Source organism: Brevibacillus sp. BC25 (assembly GCF_000282075.1).
Taxonomy (GTDB): domain Bacteria; phylum Bacillota; class Bacilli; order Brevibacillales; family Brevibacillaceae; genus Brevibacillus.
Map to the genome: position 1 here is coordinate 37218 of NZ_AKIX01000038.1, position 16492 is coordinate 53709.

Genomic DNA, 16492 nt, shown 5'->3' on the forward strand with positions numbered 1-16492 from the left:
CCGCTCTTCTACCATCATGCCTATTGAATTATCCGAAACGTCCTGTAATGTAATCCTCTGTTCTTTTGTCACGAGGATTTTGGAAGATCGACGGAGTACTGTCAAACTCGACTAGCTCTCCATTCAAGAAAAACGCAGTCTTATCGGAAATACGTGCTGCCTGCTGCATGTTGTGCGTCACGATTACAATCGTATAACGGTTCTTCAGCTCTTCCAACAGCTCTTCGATTTTGGCTGTAGAAATCGGGTCTAAGGCTGAGGTTGGCTCATCCATCAAAATGATCTGTGGCTGAACAGCGAGTGCCCGTGCGATACAGAGGCGTTGCTGCTGTCCACCGGAAAGCCCTGTTGCAGGCTTTTTCAATACATCCTTCACTTCATCCCAAAGCGCCGCTGCCTTGAGGCTTGTCTCTACCAACTCGTCCAGCTTGTTACGATCGTTCATGCCATGGAGTCTCGGCCCGTACGTGATGTTGTCATAGATGCTCTTCGGAAAAGGATTCGGATGCTGAAACACCATGCCGATATTTTTGCGAAGTCGTTCAACTTCTACGCGATTACTATAAATATCCTCATCAAACACTTTTACCGTTCCCGTAATTTTGGTGTTCGGTACAGAATCGTTCATTCGATTCAACGTCCGTAAAAATGTAGACTTACCGCAGCCTGACGGACCGATTAAGGCTGTAATGGAGTCAGAATCTACATCCAAATTTATATTATAGAGGGCTTGCTTATTACCGTAGAAGAGATTCAACTCTCTCACCGAAATAACGCTCATACGGTCTTCGCTCCTTCGTGGTTGTTACGTCCTTTTACTTCCCCACTATAGCGCACCAATGTTAGGTTTACGTATGAAGTTTATTAAGTTTCGATAAAGATTTCGTCTTAGGACTTTTTACATAGGTCATCTTACATTAAGTTATGGTAAATCTTGCCGGTAAAGCATATACGCCCCTCTAGGTACCCCCTACAATAAAACTGAACGTTTTGACGAATAAGGGGAGAACAATGAATGCCAGACATAAGAAAACTATGGGGTCGCTCGTCGTTTCATTATCGTTCAATTTTCACCAGGCTTTTTGCAGGCATTATGGGGATGGTAGTCTGCATGATGGCAATCGCCGCTTTCTTCATCAGCTATCAATCCGAAGCCACACTTAATGAAAAAACAAAGCAGCAATTACACGAGGCATCAGGTGCAGCTCTACAGAAAGTACATAGCAGGGTCTATGACATCGTAACCGCCTTGCAATCATTTGCTTCCACTTATAAAAACAGCAAGGTCACCAACAGTCAGATCTTTGGCATTTTTACAGATATGTCGGCCAGCAATCCTACGATTTCCGAATTACAGATCGTCACCACAGACGGACGGTATTTGACCTTTCCGGGATCACCCCTCGACAGTTCCTACGATCCGCGAAAAATGGACTGGTATGAGGGCGCATTGAATCAATCACAGCAGGGGCCTTTTGTCTCAGATGTCTTCCAGTTTTCCGAGACGGAATTTCCCAAGATCGCCGTCTCACTCCCTTTGCGCAATGAAGACGAGGAGCCCGTAGGCGTCGTCGTGGCATTTGTCTCTGTCCCGAAGTTGAGCGAATCCATCGGGCAGATTAAACTGGGGGAAACCGGATATGCCATGATCGTTGATCAACAAGGCAAACTGGTCGCTCATCCCGATCAATCCTACGCGTTGCAGCGTCCCCTTCTCTCTGAGCTTGCGATCGTGCAAAACGTCATCGCTGGTCAATCTGGCTACGAACCGAGCAGGATCAATGGGGTGGACTCTTTTGCCGCCTATCAATTTGACCCCTCCCTAAAATGGGGAGTGATCGTCGCACAGTCGGTATCCGAGGTAAAAAAAGAGGTCCGTCGCCTTCAGGTAACCATTTTGGCCGTCTCACTCGTCGGACTCGCTGCACTCGCACTAATGCTGTATGTGTACGTACGTCGAATCATCAAGCCAATTAAGGAAGCACAACAAAAAATGTCCGCCTTTAGCGAGGGCGATCTCCTGCAAACCATGCATGTACAAAGTAATGATGAAATTCGCCAGCTGGCTGACAGCTTCAATCGAATGAGTGAACAAATCCGGACGATCATCGGTAAAATCCAGTATGTCATCTCAGACGTCAAACAAGTAGCCGATCATGTGGGAAAAGGCTCCCGCCATTCTCACGCCATGCAGTCAGAAGTCGTATCCGTAACAGAGCGGCTTGCCCAAGAAATGGACAACCAGCAGGAGCAGATCGATGATATCCACGCCACGATGGCCGGTATCACACAAGAAATGTCTCGGATCACAGACTCCATGGAAAAAGCAATCGTACAGAGCCAGGAATCACGTCAGCAAAATGCCAAAGCAGCAACCTCCATTGACTTGCTAAAAGAAAATATGCACAGTATCTCAGAAGATATGAAGGCTTCTATGCATGCCATGTCCTCCATGAGAGAAAGCATGAGCGACATCAACGAAATGCTCGGTTTGATTTCCGCCATCTCCAAGCGAACCAAGCTTTTGTCCTTCAATGCCCGAATCGAGGCTTCCAGGGCAGGACAAGCCGGAGTCGGCTTCAGCGTCGTAGCAGACGAAATTCGCTTGCTGTCCGATCAGACCGAAGACGCATCGGCCCGTATTCAAAAGGTAATTGAATCAGGGGAAGAACGAATGGAGCACGTAGCCACCTGCTTGCAAACGACCGATCATGCTACTGTAAATGGCATTCAAACCTTACACCAGGCCGCTTCTATCTTTCACAATACAATCGAGCTCAGTGAAGCGTTGACTGCGCAATTTGAATCGATCAGAATGCTCACAGGAACAATCTCGACACAGAGCCAAGCCATTTCACAGCGGGTAGACAATCTGTCTGCCTCTGCACAGCAAGTAGTATCAGGCACGCAGCAAGCCGTAGCCGCCAATCAAGAAAGTCTATCCTTATCGGAGCAATTTCTCGATGACTCCCTGCGTTTGGCAGATATCGTTGAGGATCTGGAGCAAGCGATCAAATTTTTCAGAGCGGAAGACAATCCCTCTCTCCAAAGACATTCATAATGATAAGAAAAAGCCCTCCCGCAAGCACATGTGCTCGGGAGGGCTTTTCTTTTCTATTAACCAAATCGTCCGCTAATATACGCTTCGGTTTTTTCGTTCTCAGGTGATGTGAAGATTTTCCCTGTCTCATCCATCTCGATCAGCTCACCCATTAGGAAGAAGGCGGTTTTCTCAGAAATTCGCGCTGCCTGATGAAGGTTATGGGTAACGATCACGATCGTATACTCATCTTTTAGCTGCATGACCAGCTCTTCGATTTTCATGGTAGAGATCGGATCGAGAGCGGAAGCCGGTTCGTCCAACAGCAAAATGGTCGGCTGCATCGCGATTGCACGCGCGATACAAAGCCTTTGCTGCTGTCCACCGGAAAGGGAGAGCGCAGAGTCGCGAAGACGATCTTTTACCTCATCCCAAAGCGCTGCTTTTCGCAAGCTCGACTCAACCAATTCATCCAAATCACGTCTACTGGTCATCCCGTGGAAACGCGGTGCAAATGCGATATTTTCATAGATCGATTTAAAAAATGGATTCGCACGTTGGAACACCATTCCTACCACTTGGCGCAGACTCTCGATGTTTACCTGCGAACTGTTAATGTCGATACCATCTACAATAATGGAACCCTCTACACGACAAGAAGGAACCAGATCATTCATCCGGTTCAAGCTCCGTAGAAGCGTCGATTTCCCGCATCCGGACGGACCGATAAAGGCCGTCACGGAGTTGCGTTCAATATCCATTGATATATTTTTTACGGCGTGCTTCTCTCCGTAGTATACATTCACGTTATTCGTCTGAATGATCGTTTCTTGCATGGTTAGTACGGACATGGCTGCCACCTACCTCTTCTTAGTTTGATCCTGACGTCATCTTTTTGTAAACCCAATTCCCGAACCAACGAGCGGAAAGGTTAAAGAGCAAGACGGCAATAATCAGAACAGCAGATGCGCCATCTGCGACATCACGCGCATCCGGTGTCAGCCCCTCACTGTTTACCTTCCAAATATGCACGGCCAATGTCTCGGCAGGACGGAACGGGTTCAACGGTGAGGTCGTACTATTCAATGAGAAGTCGGTGAAATCCAGATTCGGTGAAGACATCCCCGCTGTAAACAGCAAGGCAGCCGCTTCCCCAAATACACGGCCAGATGCCAGAATGGCACCTGTAAGGATACCTGGGAGTGCTGCTGGAAGGATGACAGACACGATGGTACGCCATTTGGTAATACCAAGCGCGAGACTCGCTTCCTTTTGACTGCGTGGTACGTTGCGCAGTGCATCCTCTGTTACACGAACCAAGAGTGGCAGGTTAAATACCGTCAGCGCAAGTGCTCCACCAAACAGGGTATAGCCCCAGCCAGTCATATTTACGAACACGAGCAATCCAAACAAACCAACTACGATAGACGGAAGGGAAGACAATACTTCTATACTCATGCGGATAAACTGTGTAATCTTGTTATCCGGCGCATATTCAGCCATATAAATGCCTGCTCCGATCCCGAGCGGCAACGCGATCAGCATGGTCAGGACCAGCAAGTACAACGAGTTGAAAAGCTGTGGTCCAATCCCGCCCCCCGCATTGACAATATCCGGTGGAGAGGTCAAAAAGTCGAGATTCAGCTTATGCCAGCCTTGTGAGAGAATGAAGCCCAATAGTCCCACCAAGGTACCGATAATCAGTACGGCTATCAGTGTCAAAACAACAGTAGCAACGCGGTCCATCAGTCTCGCTTTCATCTATTTCGCCAACCTCTTTCTGCCCAACAGGCGCAAAATCACGATAAAGATGAAAGACATCGCTAAGAGCAGCAAAGCCATTGACCAGAGAGCGTTGTTATACGGAGTTCCCTGAATCGTATTCCCCATGTTCAATGTAATACCGCTAGTGAGCGTACTGATCGGTTCGAGCAAACCGCCTGGCAGCTTCGTTGTGTTACCGATAACCATTTGCACAGCCAAAGCTTCTCCAAAAGCGCGAGACATTCCCAAAACAATGGCCGTCAAACAGCCAGGAAGCGCGGAATGCAACACGACATTCCAAATGGTTTGCCAGCGAGTAGCACCCAGCGCGAGCGAAGCGTTGCGCAAATCTTGCGGAACAGCCTCAATTGCATCTGCTGCCACACTTGTAATGGTAGGCAAAATCATCAGGGCAAGAACAAGTCCCCCTGCCAATAAGCTGAAGCCAAGAACATCAAATTGTTCCCGAATAAATGGAACAAGCAAAGTTAGTCCAACATAACCGTAAACGACCGATGGGATACCAACCAACAGCTCGATAACCGGCTTCAATACTTTTTTCCCGAAGCCCGGAAAGATCTCTGTCATAAAAATAGCGGCGCCGATTCCGAGTGGTGCGGCAATCAAAGCAGCCAGTGCCGTTACGAAAAACGAACCAAGAATAAAAGGCAGGACACCATACGCGGATGGTTCACCTTCTGGATCCCATTTGTCATGGGTTAAAAATTCTTTGAAGCTTACTCCATCGACGAAGAACGTCGACAGCCCTTTTGAAGCAATGAAATAGGTGATCGATAAAACAACAATAACGAGCAAACCCGCACAAATCATCGCGATGGTTTTGCCAGTAATATTCTCTGTCTTTTGACGCTTGTTCGTTGTCAGCATTTTTTGCGCAATCATCGATTGACGCTCTGTATTTACCCCTTCAGTACGATGGCTCATGTTCTCCCTCCTGGAAAGAAAACGACTGTACGCAAGCAAAATGAGGGGAAGGCCCCCCTACCCCTCTATTTTGCTGTTGACGATAACGCTTATTTTTGTGTTACTTTGCCTTCTGCATCACGTTCCACTTTCATATCTGTGATTGGCAAGAAGCCCAATTCTGTTACAGTTTTCTTTTGTACTTCGTCAGTCAGGATGAAGTCGAGGAACGCTTTTGCATCGCCAGTTGCTTCACCTTTGGTGTACATATGCTCGTACGCCCATACTGGATATTTGTTCGATGTAATGTTTTCTGCGTTTGCTTCCACGCCATCCAATTTCAGAGCTTTTACAGAGTCATTGAAGTAGGACAGTGCCAAGTAGCCAATTGCACCTGGTGTTTCTGCAATGATTTTGCGAACAGTACCGGAGGAATCCTCTGTGATACCTTCTGCTTCTTCTTTACCATCCAACGCGAATTTGCTGAATGTCGCGCGAGTTCCGGAAGATTTCGGACGGTTAACCAGCGTGATCTTCATGTCTTCACCGCCAACGTCTTTCCAGTTGGTGATTTTACCAGTGAAGATGTCGATCAATTGTTGCTTGGTCAAGTTGTCTACTTTTACTTGTGGGCTTACCGCTGCTGCCATACCGACAACCGCTACTTTATGGTCTACCAGTTCGTTTGCTGGAATGCCTTTTTTCTCTTCTGCAAAAATATCGGAGTTACCAATCGTTGCTGCACCGCTTGCTACTTGGCTCAAGCCCGTACCGCTTCCTCCGCCTTGTACTTGGATTTGTGCGCCTGCATTTTTTGCCATAAAGTCTTTGGCCGCTTGCTCGACCAGAGGCTGTAAAGCGGTTGAACCCACTGCTGTTACAGGTTCACCGGAAGTTTTTGTTGTCGAACCAGAGTTGCTTTGCTCCTGGGCTGGTTTTTGCGCCGGTGCTGGTGTCTGTGCAGTGTTGCCACTTCCACACCCCGCGAGTAATGCTCCTACACATGTCAGCGCAATAAACATTTTGCTGAGTTTTTTCATTTGATGAAAATCCTCCTTAAAAGGTTCGGTTTGTTTTTTTCTCTCTTACAAGTACAAACTATACAGCGGGAATGTTGTCGTATTATGTTGTGAATGTAAAGCTTTCTTAAAGATGGAGAAATTCCTGTTGTAAAACCGAAAACATGGGAATAATGTCCCTATTCTTTTCTGGGGGTGTCCATATGGATCGACTGGCCTTGCTGTTTGTTATCATCGGTGCCCTGAACTGGGGATTAATCGGGTTATTTCAATTTGATTTAGTCGCAAGCTTGTTTGGTGGTTCGGAGTCTATCGTAAGTCGAATCGTGTATACGTTGGTAGGCCTATTTGGGGTGTATGCTATCAAGTTTCTTTTTACGGATCGGGAAGAAACACCAACATAAATAAACGATGTACGGCTGTAGTGGCGGGGAGGAAACAGGAGAAAACGCTCAGCTTCTTGTCCCACCCGCTGAGGGATTCACTGCCCGTCTCCATGAAAAAAAGCGAAACCCGCGTCCAAAGTGGTCCATTCAAGAGGCGTCTCAGAGGTGGACGCTAAAAGCTTGTTTCGCTTTTTTTCATTACGCCTCGGTCGGTGTACCAAAGATCTTCGCTTATTTCTCCTGTTTCCTCTACGAGCTATCGTGCTATTCGGGCTTTAAAAGAATGAAGAACGTATTCAGTCACGACAGAGAAGAATATTTCCAGACGTAGCGACTTGTGGAGTCCTACCGAGCGGAGAAGCGATTAGCGGGCAAAAGAAACGCAACGTGCCCATTCGACGAAGCGGCTACCACTTTTGCGTTTCCCCGCTAATCGCTTCGGAGCGGACAGTCTCAACCCCCAGCAGGACGGAGCCTGGAGCCTAGACTGGAAATATTCTTCTCTCCACGAAAAAAAGCGGCACATCCCGATTAACAGGGTGTGCCGCTTTTATGGCGATGATTAATTGTCTCGTTTCAGTGGCTCGGAGAGATCTACGTGCCCCATCAGCGTTTCTACTTTCTTGCCATCCTCCAAGAAGACAATCTCCTTTACTTCCGAGAACTGAAAGAATGTATTCTTCAACGCATCCATAGCCATCGTCTCGCCACTTGAACCCATATTGAACTGATTCTTGCTATCTGCGTCAATTTTCAGGGTTCCTTTATCAAGTGTGATCGAATGGTACTTGAAGTCTTTCCACAGCGGAATGTGCACGTCTGGCTTTACAGGCGTCTCCAGCAGGGCAAGTGTCTTTTTGTACTTCTCGATATCTTCTGCAAACGTGATCTCTTGCTCTTCTTTTTGCAGCTCCATCACATTATTATCCGAATAGTAAACGGTGACCATTTGCTTTTTCAGAGTCGGCTCTGTTGTCGATGGATCAGTGTTTGAACCAGATGGCTGTTCTACTGGAGTGGTTGGCTGTGGTGTTTCTGTCGCGTTTTGCCCACATCCGGCCAAAAGCAGCATCAATAACGCTGCCATCCAGATCACTCGACTTTTTTTCATCGTGAAAAGCCCCCTTACTGATAAGACTCGTAGTATTCACGAATAGCCGCAACAATGGCTTTCGCGATTTTATCTTGGAATGCCGGATTCGTCAGCTGTGCGTTCTCCTGTGGATTGGAGAGGAAGCCAGTTTCGGTCAATACAGCAGGCATTTTCGTGTTTTTGATCACATAAAAGCCACTCTGCTTGACGCCTCGATCCGGGAACTGCGTTGCCCCACGCAAATGTTTATGTACCACTTGGGCAAAGTCTTTGCTGTTTTCATTATAATAGAAAGTTTCTGTTCCTGCAGCCGTCGGTTTCGGGAATGCGTTGGCATGCATAGACAAGAACAAGTCGGCTTCTAACTCATTGGCAAAAGCGACACGCTCTGACAGTTCATAAAACACATCCGTCGTGCGGACGGGAACGACTTGAAACTCTGGATATTGCTTCAGCAAAGCCACAATCTTATTGGAGACAGCCAAGTTGTAATCTTTTTCATTGTTGCCAGCAGAGCCCTTCGTGCCTGGGTCTTTGCCTCCATGACCGGCGTCAACGACGATCAGGTAGCCTGTTTTCTTCGGTTTTGGCGTCAATTTTACTTCGATACCGTCTTTCGTGTAAGCCAGCTCATACGTGCTCTTTTGGTTCAGCTCAATGACGACACGAACCGTGTCAGGAGATGCACTGTATTGGCTGTAACGCAGGTCAGCGATGAGAGGTTCTTCTTTCGCTTGTTCTGCCTGATTCAGTTCGTCAGAATCTGAATCTGTGCCTTGGTCTTCATCATCAGCAGAGGCTACTTCCTCGGATTCGCCTACGCTATCGTTTTTCTCGTCTTGACGTTTTAGATCTTCAATTAAATCATCATCCAATGCTGTTTGTGGGAGATCCAAGACGATCCGGTGAGGACCTGTCATCACAAAGGACTGAGGAATGACAGGTATGGTCGTTTCAATACGAATACGGTCGCCGTCCTCAGATACATCTTTCAAAATATTGAGGCGATCGATCTCAACCTGATTATTTTTCTTGTCCCACGCAAATGACCCTCCAAGCTCGTCCTCCAATTGACGTAATGGGAGGACCAACTGATCATCAATCGTCATCCCGCGCTCAGGTCTTTTCCACGCAAAGCCTTTTTGTCCCACTTGCTCAGCTACAGCCTGTGCGGACGCGTACATCGTGTCTTCCACTTGATACAGCTTGATCGGCTGGGTTGGTGCCTTGCCATTCAGCTTGACCTGTGGTGTTTCGTTCGCAATGACAGTTCGTGTGCTGTTGTCCCACCCGACTGTAACGCCAAGTGACTCCCCGACAAAACGCAGTGGCAGCAGCATACGCTTTTGTGAAATAACAGGCGGCGTATCGAGCTTCACTTGTTTGCCGTTCAACACTGCTGTACGGGAGTCAAGTGTAAGGGAGAGGTGCTGTGTGCCTCTGGTAATGACAGCTGTTCGAGTAGCGTCATTCCAATCCACTTTTGCACCTAGCCCTTCGGCGATGACACGGACGGGAACCAACGTGCGTCCATTCTTGATGACTGGCGGCACTTCAGCATTCACTGCTTGTCCACCAATCATGAGATTGACAGCCTCCTCTGAGGCACTGCTTGCTGCAACCGCCCAACCGGGGATTAGCAGCAGGACCAGCAGCGCAAAAAGCAGAGGGTAAAATCGTCTCTTCATCCTGACCTCCTCCGTGATGTCTGTTTTCTTCGTTATGTGGCGTCAGCCAATGTGCAACGTTCACCATTCTATTAGACGCTAGATGATCTGTAAAGTTTATAGTCTTTTGGTACCAAAATGAAAAGACCGCCTCCGCAAGCCCGCGAGACAGTCTTTGTAACTGATATTTGTTATCGAAAAAATCCCCTTCTCTCTTGCCTACTTACTTCTTGAACCGGTTTTTTTATCATGTTCAAGCCCCCGTTGGCAAGAAATTGCTGTATCAGCGAAATCACAGCTGGATTTGACAGCACCTTAATGGAGTCAGCTACCTTTGGGTTTTTCAATTGGGGAATAGCGTCGCCTAGATACGGTAAAAGCGGCAGTAAATCTTCGATAGAAATAGCAGGCTTTTGTGGTGGTTGGGTTACAGCTTCCACTTGAGCGGTATTCCGTCGTCCTCCAAACAGCAGACCTCGCCGTTCTCCTGTACTTCTTGGAGGTGCCTGTTTAAGACGCCCCAGTGTATTCTTCATATCCTGTAGCTCCTGTCGCACCTGACTCATTTCTTTCATCATTTGGGCATTGTTTGAATGCTGTGCATCCGCAAGTTTATTGATCGATTCTAGCAAATGGTTCTTGGGCACAGCCTGCTTCTTTTTCGCTTTCATTTTCTCAACGATAATCCCACCTCCCTCCTCACTCTACCCCCTTATCTAAAACGTTTTTTTATATTTTCCAAATCCTTTGCAGTGACACCTTTTTTCGAAAGCTTATTCAACAGACTTCCGACATTTTCTGTTTTCTGCATCTGACGAAACTGCGCAGCATAACTGTTAACCTCTTGCTCGGTCAATTTTTTCCCTGACTTTCTGGCCATTTCACGAATGACTTCCTTGATTCCCGCATCTGTCCTCAACTTTTCCTTAGGAATTGATTTTACAATGTTGAGCAAAGAACCAATATCCATCAATATCCCCCCTAGTTGCAGTTAGTTCCTTTTTACTCTATGTAGCCAAGGGCGTAATGGATTGGTCATTTGTCCATGAGACAGAAAAAAAGAAGAGGGACTCGAAAATAGCCCTCTTCACCTGCATTCTTATTTTTTGGTGATATCCGCATATTTGAAATCGATAGCACCTAGACCATCGATTACGACATCTTTCAGATTCTCGTTCTGCACCCAAGATTGAGTATAGAAGTAGATTGGCATGATTGGCATTTCATCCATCAGGATTTGCTCAGCCTGCATGAGAATTGCTTTGCGTTTTTCCGGGTCTTGCTCCAGAGCGGATTGGTTCAGGAGCTCCTTGTACTTTGGATTTTCCCAACGCGTATCATTGTTTCCTCCGTCTTTTTCCTGGAACATTTCCAAGAAGTTGATGGGATCATTGAAATCACCCAGCCATCCTCCACGAGCGATTTGATAATTACCTTGGTGTACGTCGTCTAAGTATACCTTCCACGCTTTATTTTCGAGCTTGATATCTACACCGAGGTTTTTCTTCCATTGATCCTGTATTTCTTTTGCGATCTTTTTATGACCTTCGGATGTGTTATAGATGAGTGTAATTGGAGGGAGTTTGGAGATACCCTCTTCCTTCATACCTTCTACCAGTAATTTCTTTGCAACTTCCAGGTCATTGTCTGTAAAGTAACCGTCTTTATTCAACGCCACGCTCGGTGGTATAAAGCCTATGGCCGGTACTTGACCCGCTTGTAGGATATCGGCGGTGATGCTTTCACGATTAATTGCATACGCGAACGCCTTACGAATTTTTGCGTTGGTAAACGGTGCTTGCTCTGTATTGAAACGATAAAAATAGGTGCCGGCGATTGGCTGTGTCTTCAATATGCCAGCTTCCCTCAAAATCGGAAGTGCATCGATTGGCAGGGCGGACGTTGGAGCACCCGCCCAATCCAGCTCGTCGTTATCAAACATGGCCAATTCCGTATTCCCATCCTCTATCATGGTGAATTTGATTTTATCCAATTTTACATTGGCTTTATCCCAGTACTTCTCGTTCTTTACGACAGTCAGATTGCTATTGTGTTCCCATGTTTCCATTTTGAATGGTCCGTTGCCAACAACCGTCTTTGCCTCGTCAGCCCATTTTCTGTTACCTTCGACTACCTTCTTGTTCACCGGAAAATATGTTTTAAAAGCAACCAGCTCCAGGAAAAATGGTGTCGGGTTTGTCAGTTCCACTTTTAGCGTCTTATCGTCAATCGCCTTTACGCCAACGTCTTCTGCTTTGCCGGTCCCTTTGTTGAAGTCTTCTGCACCTTTCACATAATACAACTGGTAGGCGTAGTTGGATGCTGTCTTTGGATCGAGTGCACGTTTCCAAGCATATTCGAAGTCATGTGCCGTTACTGGATCCCCGTTGCTCCATTTTGCTTCACGAATCTTGAATGTATAAGTCTTCCCATCCTCAGAAACAGTAAAGCTCTCGGCAGCGGCTGGGTGTAGCTTTCCATCTGTTCCGAGACGTGTCAGACCTTCGAATGTAGCTGTGATGATCGTGTTAGAGGTAGTATCCTCCGCAATTCCTGGGTCTGCTGTAGGCGGCTCCGATTGCAGATTTATTCTTAATACTTTAGGCTCAGCTGCTTGGATAGCGCCTTCGTACCCTGTCATCATTCCACCGAAAACAAGGACTGAACTCAACACCATAAAAACACTCTTCTTCATCATATACCCTCATTACCTCCTGATAAAATCTTCCAAAAATAGTATACAATAAAAAGTAAAATTTTGGATATTAAATAGACAAAAAAAAGAAGAGAGGTGAGTATAACACCGCTCTTCTTTTACAGGCACAGCTATTATTTCTTTTCTGCGATATCTGCGTATTTGTAATCTACAGCACCCAGACCATCGATGATTACGTCTTGAACCTTGTCGTCTTTCACCCAAGATTGTGTGTAGTAGTAGATTGGCATAATTGGCATTTCATCCATCAGGATTTGCTCCGCTTGCGCCAGGATTGCTTTACGTTTTTCTGGGTCTAGCTCCAGAGCGGATTGGTTCAGGAGTTCTTTGTACTTCGGATTTTCCCAACGAGTATCGTTGTTTCCGCCGTCTTTTTCCTTGAACATTTCCAGGAAGTTGATTGGATCGTTGAAGTCACCCAACCAGCCTGCACGAGCCACTTGGTATTTACCTTGGTGTACGTCATCCAGGTATACCTTCCACTCTTTGTTCTCGAGCTTCACGTCTACGCCCAGATTTTTCTTCCATTGGTCTTGGATTGCCTCAGCAATCTTTTTGTGACCTTCGGAAGTGTTGAAGGAAAGAGTAAGTGCCGGGAATTTGGTGAGACCCTCTTCTTTCAATCCTTCTTCGAGCAATTTCTTCGCTGTCTCGATGTCATTATCCTTGTAGAAACCGTCTTTGTTCAGTGCCATGCTTGGTGGTACATAACCTGTTGCAGGCAATTGACCAGCTTGCAGGATGTTGTCGATCAGGCTTTGACGATCGATCGCATAGGCAAACGCTTTACGGATTTTTACGTTGTTGAACGGTGGTTTTTCTGTGTTGAAACGGTAGAAGTAAGTACCCGCGATTGGCTGAGTTGTCATTTTGCCGGATTCTTTCAAAGCCGGGATCGCGTCTGTTGGCAACGCAGATGTTGGAGCACCTGCCCAGTGCAGTTCACCGTTTTCGTACATGGACAGCTCAGTATTCTCATCCTCTACCATGGAGAATTCGATTTTGTCCAATTTTACATTGTCTTTATCCCAGTAGTTGTCGTTTTTGGAAACTACGAGCTTGCTCTTGTGCTCCCAAGAATCCATTTTGAATGGACCGTTACCAATAACTGTTTTCGCATCGGTAGCCCATTTCTCATTGCCATCTACTACTTTTGGATTAACTGGGAAGTATGTTTTGAATGCAACCAGCTCCAGGAAGAATGGAGTTGGGTTCGCCAATTCTACTTCGAGTGTTTTATCGTCAACTGCTTTTACGCCAACTTCTTCTACTTTACCCTTGCCTTTGTTGTAGGCTTCTGCGCCCTTCACATAGTACAGTTGGTATGCATAGTTGGAAGCTGTTTTTGGATTAAGAGCGCGTTTCCACGCATATTCGAAATCTTTTGCGGATACAGGATCGCCATTGCTCCATTTGTTATCACGGATTTTGAATGTATATTTTTTACCGTCCTCAGAAACAGTATAGCTCTCTGCTGCTGCTGGAGCATATTTACCGTCTTTACCAACGCGAGTCAGACCTTCGAAGGTAGCTGTGATGATTGTGCTGGAAGTTGTATCTTCCGCGATACCTGGGTCAGCTGTTGGTGGCTCGGAGTGCAGGTTCAGTTTCAGTAATTTAGAGCCAGTTGCTGGTGCAGAATTTTCTGTCTTTCCTGCCGATGCATTGCTATCTGCTGGTGCCGCCTGGTTTCCGCCACCGCATCCTGCGAGTGCCGCACCAAGAACGAGGATAGAACTCATTGCCACGAACACATTCTTTTTCATACAAGTAATCCCCCTTTTCTAAATCTTTTATCAATATACATGGTTTTATATATTTTTTAAATATGTTTTACAATGATTTAATAAATTTTTATTTATTTATAAAGAGAATTAATAAATTATAAAATATGTTGATCGATAAATAATTTTTCCATAACATCCCTACCTCGATATCTTCAAGGAAAACTGCATAATATCAAGCTTTTTCAGGGTTGAGGATTCACACCTCATTTATCGTTCTATTTTTTCATTCAGCTAATTTTACCTACATTCAGTAAAGTGGCAATAGTAATTTAATTAGTAATTTTATAATTTCTACTATTACCGTCAATCCTCTGCTCGATTGTTCTCTCTTATAAATGGTTTATAAAAAAAGAAGAGTGCCGTAGCACCCTTCCTTTATTACAACGTGTTATGCGGTTTTTCTTATTGAATGTCTGCCCATTTCCAGTCTACGAAGCCCAGACCGTCGAGTACTACACCTTTTACTTTGTCTTTTTTCACATAAGAATGAGTGTAGTAGTAGATTGGCATTGCTGGCATTTCGTCCATGAAAACGGCTTCTGCTTGTGCCAGGATTTGTTTGCGTTTTTCTGGGTCTTGTTCCAAAGCAGACTGGTTCAGCAGCTCTTTGTACTTCGGATTTTCCCATTTCGTGTCGTTGTTGCCGCCATCTTTGTCCTTGAACAGGTCCAAGAACGTGTATGGATCGTTGTAGTCACCAGTCCAGCTGGAACGTGCGATTTGGAATTTACCTTGGTTCACATCTTCCAAGAATACTTTCCATTCTTTGTTCTCCAGCTTAATGTCTACGCCGAGTGCTTTCTTCCATTGGTCTTGGATCGCTTCGGCAATTTTCTTGTGACCTTCAGACGTGTTGAAGGAAAGTGTCAGGGTCGGCATTTTGGTAATACCTTCTTCCTTCATACCTTCTTCCAGCATTTTTTTCGCTGCTTCTACATCGCCGTCTTTGAAGTACGGGCTTGTTGCCACTGCCATTGTTGGCGGGATCAGACCCATAGCTGGTTCTTGGTTTGCTTGCGTGATGTTGTCGATGATAGATTTACGATCGATTGCATAAGCAAACGCCTTACGGATTTTCGCGTTGTTGAACGGCGGAACTTCCGTATTGAACTTGTACATGTACGTACCCGCGATCGGGCGTGTTTGCATTTGACCGGATTCTTTCAATGCAGGAATTGCATCAGTAGGAAGTGCGCTCAAAGGAGCTCCGGACCAATCCAGATCGTCATTGTCGAACATGGACAGCTCTGTATTTGCATCTTCAACCATGGAGAAGTTGAGCTTGTCGAGTTTTACAACATCTTTATCCCAGTAGGTATCGCTCTTCACGAGAACCAATTTGCTCTTATGTTCCCATGTTTCCATTTTGAATGGACCGTTACCTACGTGTGTAGCTGCTTCGCCCGCCCATTTATCGCTGCCTTCCACTACTTTTTGGTTAACTGGGTAGTACGTATAGAACGCAGTCAGCTCCAAGAAGAATGGTGTTGGGTTTTTCAAAGTCACGACGAGTGTTTTATCGTCTGTCGCTTTTACGCCAACATCATCAGCTTTTGCTTTACCCTTGTTGTATTCTTCTGCGTTTTTCAGGTAATACAATTGGTAGGAGTAGTTAGATGCTGTCTTCGGATTGAGCGCTCGCTTCCAAGCGAATTCGAAATCTTTTGCAGTAACTGGCTCTCCATTGCTCCATTTGCTGTCACGCAGGGTGAATGTATAAGTAAGACCATCTTGGGATACGTCAATTTTTTCTGCTACAGATGGTTGTGGTTTGCCATCTTCGCCAATACGAGTGAGACCATCAAATGTTGCACGCAGAACCGCACTGGAAGTAGAATCCTCAGCCAATGCAGGGTCAGCAGTTGGTGGTTCGGACATCATGTTCATTCTCAATTCTTTAGGTCCACTTGTTTGCTCACCAGCAGGTTTGCTACCTTGCTCTGCTTTCTCGCCGCCGCCACAGCCTGCCAGCGCCGCACTCAAAACTAGGATAGAACTCATTGCTGCAAAAACGCTTTTTTTCACGGTGTTGACCCCCTTTTTTCTATCGGTAAAACTTCATTGAAAGCTACTCCACAAATATACTGCATTTTTAG

At 46.1% G+C, this 16492-nt stretch carries 14 protein-coding genes; 2 read left to right on the forward strand and 12 right to left on the reverse strand.

The window, feature by feature from the left end:
- Window positions 1-28 precede the first annotated feature (28 nt).
- Window positions 29-781, reverse strand: a complete 753-nt coding sequence (pstB, locus tag PMI05_RS10805) for a phosphate ABC transporter ATP-binding protein PstB (protein ID WP_007721123.1) — start codon at window positions 779-781, stop codon at window positions 29-31.
- 330 nt (window positions 782-1111) lie between these two features.
- Here pstB (PMI05_RS10805) and PMI05_RS10810 point away from each other — a divergent pair, with 330 nt between their 5' ends.
- Window positions 1112-3061: a methyl-accepting chemotaxis protein gene (locus PMI05_RS10810; protein ID WP_238543281.1), complete on the forward strand. Its 1950-nt coding sequence runs from the start codon at window positions 1112-1114 to the stop codon at window positions 3059-3061.
- Between the two features lie 56 nt (window positions 3062-3117).
- Here PMI05_RS10810 and pstB (PMI05_RS10815) read toward each other — a convergent pair whose 3' ends face one another.
- The 4 genes from pstB (PMI05_RS10815) to PMI05_RS10830 form a co-directional block, all read right to left on the reverse strand.
- Window positions 3118-3891 (reverse strand): phosphate ABC transporter ATP-binding protein PstB, encoded by a 774-nt coding sequence (gene pstB / locus PMI05_RS10815; RefSeq protein ID WP_007721128.1) that lies wholly within the window; start codon window positions 3889-3891, stop codon window positions 3118-3120.
- A gap of 19 nt (window positions 3892-3910) precedes the next feature.
- On the reverse strand, window positions 3911-4801 hold the full coding sequence (gene pstA / locus PMI05_RS10820; RefSeq protein WP_007721129.1) for a phosphate ABC transporter permease PstA: 891 nt from the start codon (window positions 4799-4801) through the stop codon (window positions 3911-3913).
- Entirely contained in the window at window positions 4802-5749 is a 948-nt protein-coding gene (gene pstC, locus PMI05_RS10825; RefSeq protein ID WP_007721130.1) for a phosphate ABC transporter permease subunit PstC, read from the reverse strand.
- Window positions 5750-5838: 89 nt separating this feature from the next.
- Window positions 5839-6768 (reverse strand): phosphate ABC transporter substrate-binding protein PstS family protein, encoded by a 930-nt coding sequence (locus PMI05_RS10830; protein ID WP_007721131.1) that lies wholly within the window; start codon window positions 6766-6768, stop codon window positions 5839-5841.
- A 182-nt stretch (window positions 6769-6950) separates the two neighbouring features.
- Between PMI05_RS10830 and PMI05_RS10835 the strand changes: the two genes are divergently transcribed.
- Window positions 6951-7151 carry a DUF378 domain-containing protein gene (locus PMI05_RS10835; protein ID WP_007721132.1) on the forward strand — a complete coding sequence of 67 codons (201 nt, stop codon included), beginning with the start codon at window positions 6951-6953 and terminating at the stop codon, window positions 7149-7151.
- A gap of 544 nt (window positions 7152-7695) precedes the next feature.
- Here the strand turns inward: PMI05_RS10835 and PMI05_RS10845 are convergent.
- The 7 genes from PMI05_RS10845 to PMI05_RS10875 form a co-directional block, all read right to left on the reverse strand.
- A complete protein-coding gene (locus PMI05_RS10845) occupies window positions 7696-8244 on the reverse strand; it encodes a GerMN domain-containing protein (protein ID WP_007721133.1) in 549 nt (182 codons plus the stop codon).
- Between the two features lie 14 nt (window positions 8245-8258).
- On the reverse strand, window positions 8259-9914 hold the full coding sequence (locus PMI05_RS10850) for an N-acetylmuramoyl-L-alanine amidase family protein (protein ID WP_007721134.1): 1656 nt from the start codon (window positions 9912-9914) through the stop codon (window positions 8259-8261).
- A gap of 170 nt (window positions 9915-10084) precedes the next feature.
- On the reverse strand, window positions 10085-10564 hold the full coding sequence (locus PMI05_RS10855; RefSeq protein WP_007721135.1) for a hypothetical protein: 480 nt from the start codon (window positions 10562-10564) through the stop codon (window positions 10085-10087).
- Between the two features lie 41 nt (window positions 10565-10605).
- Window positions 10606-10863 carry a hypothetical protein gene (locus PMI05_RS10860; protein ID WP_007721136.1) on the reverse strand — a complete coding sequence of 86 codons (258 nt, stop codon included), beginning with the start codon at window positions 10861-10863 and terminating at the stop codon, window positions 10606-10608.
- 129 nt (window positions 10864-10992) lie between these two features.
- On the reverse strand, window positions 10993-12588 hold the full coding sequence (locus PMI05_RS10865; RefSeq protein ID WP_039960608.1) for a peptide ABC transporter substrate-binding protein: 1596 nt from the start codon (window positions 12586-12588) through the stop codon (window positions 10993-10995).
- Window positions 12589-12722: 134 nt separating this feature from the next.
- Window positions 12723-14375 carry a peptide ABC transporter substrate-binding protein gene (locus PMI05_RS10870; RefSeq protein WP_007721139.1) on the reverse strand — a complete coding sequence of 551 codons (1653 nt, stop codon included), beginning with the start codon at window positions 14373-14375 and terminating at the stop codon, window positions 12723-12725.
- Window positions 14376-14798: 423 nt separating this feature from the next.
- Window positions 14799-16421 (reverse strand): peptide ABC transporter substrate-binding protein, encoded by a 1623-nt coding sequence (locus PMI05_RS10875; protein ID WP_007721142.1) that lies wholly within the window; start codon window positions 16419-16421, stop codon window positions 14799-14801.
- Window positions 16422-16492 lie beyond the last annotated feature (71 nt).

What these genes read in the sequence shown, in the direction of transcription:
- PMI05_RS10855 (WP_007721135.1), bottom strand. Translation starts at nt 10,564, where the DNA reads ATGAAAGCGAAAAAGAAGCAGGCTGTGCCCAAGAACCATTTGCTAGAA.
- PMI05_RS10865 (WP_039960608.1), bottom strand. Translation starts at nt 12,588, where the DNA reads ATGAAGAAGAGTGTTTTTATGGTGTTGAGTTCAGTCCTTGTTTTCGGT.
- pstA (WP_007721129.1), bottom strand. Translation starts at nt 4,801, where the DNA reads ATGAAAGCGAGACTGATGGACCGCGTTGCTACTGTTGTTTTGACACTG.
- pstB (WP_007721128.1), bottom strand. Translation starts at nt 3,891, where the DNA reads ATGTCCGTACTAACCATGCAAGAAACGATCATTCAGACGAATAACGTG.
- PMI05_RS10845 (WP_007721133.1), bottom strand. Translation starts at nt 8,244, where the DNA reads ATGAAAAAAAGTCGAGTGATCTGGATGGCAGCGTTATTGATGCTGCTT.
- PMI05_RS10850 (WP_007721134.1), bottom strand. Translation starts at nt 9,914, where the DNA reads ATGAAGAGACGATTTTACCCTCTGCTTTTTGCGCTGCTGGTCCTGCTG.
- PMI05_RS10830 (WP_007721131.1), bottom strand. Translation starts at nt 6,768, where the DNA reads ATGAAAAAACTCAGCAAAATGTTTATTGCGCTGACATGTGTAGGAGCA.
- PMI05_RS10860 (WP_007721136.1), bottom strand. Translation starts at nt 10,863, where the DNA reads ATGGATATTGGTTCTTTGCTCAACATTGTAAAATCAATTCCTAAGGAA.
- pstC (WP_007721130.1), bottom strand. Translation starts at nt 5,749, where the DNA reads ATGAGCCATCGTACTGAAGGGGTAAATACAGAGCGTCAATCGATGATT.
- PMI05_RS10810 (WP_238543281.1), top strand. Translation starts at nt 1,112, where the DNA reads ATGATGGCAATCGCCGCTTTCTTCATCAGCTATCAATCCGAAGCCACA.
- PMI05_RS10835 (WP_007721132.1), top strand. Translation starts at nt 6,951, where the DNA reads ATGGATCGACTGGCCTTGCTGTTTGTTATCATCGGTGCCCTGAACTGG.
- pstB (WP_007721123.1), bottom strand. Translation starts at nt 781, where the DNA reads ATGAGCGTTATTTCGGTGAGAGAGTTGAATCTCTTCTACGGTAATAAG.
- PMI05_RS10870 (WP_007721139.1), bottom strand. Translation starts at nt 14,375, where the DNA reads ATGAAAAAGAATGTGTTCGTGGCAATGAGTTCTATCCTCGTTCTTGGT.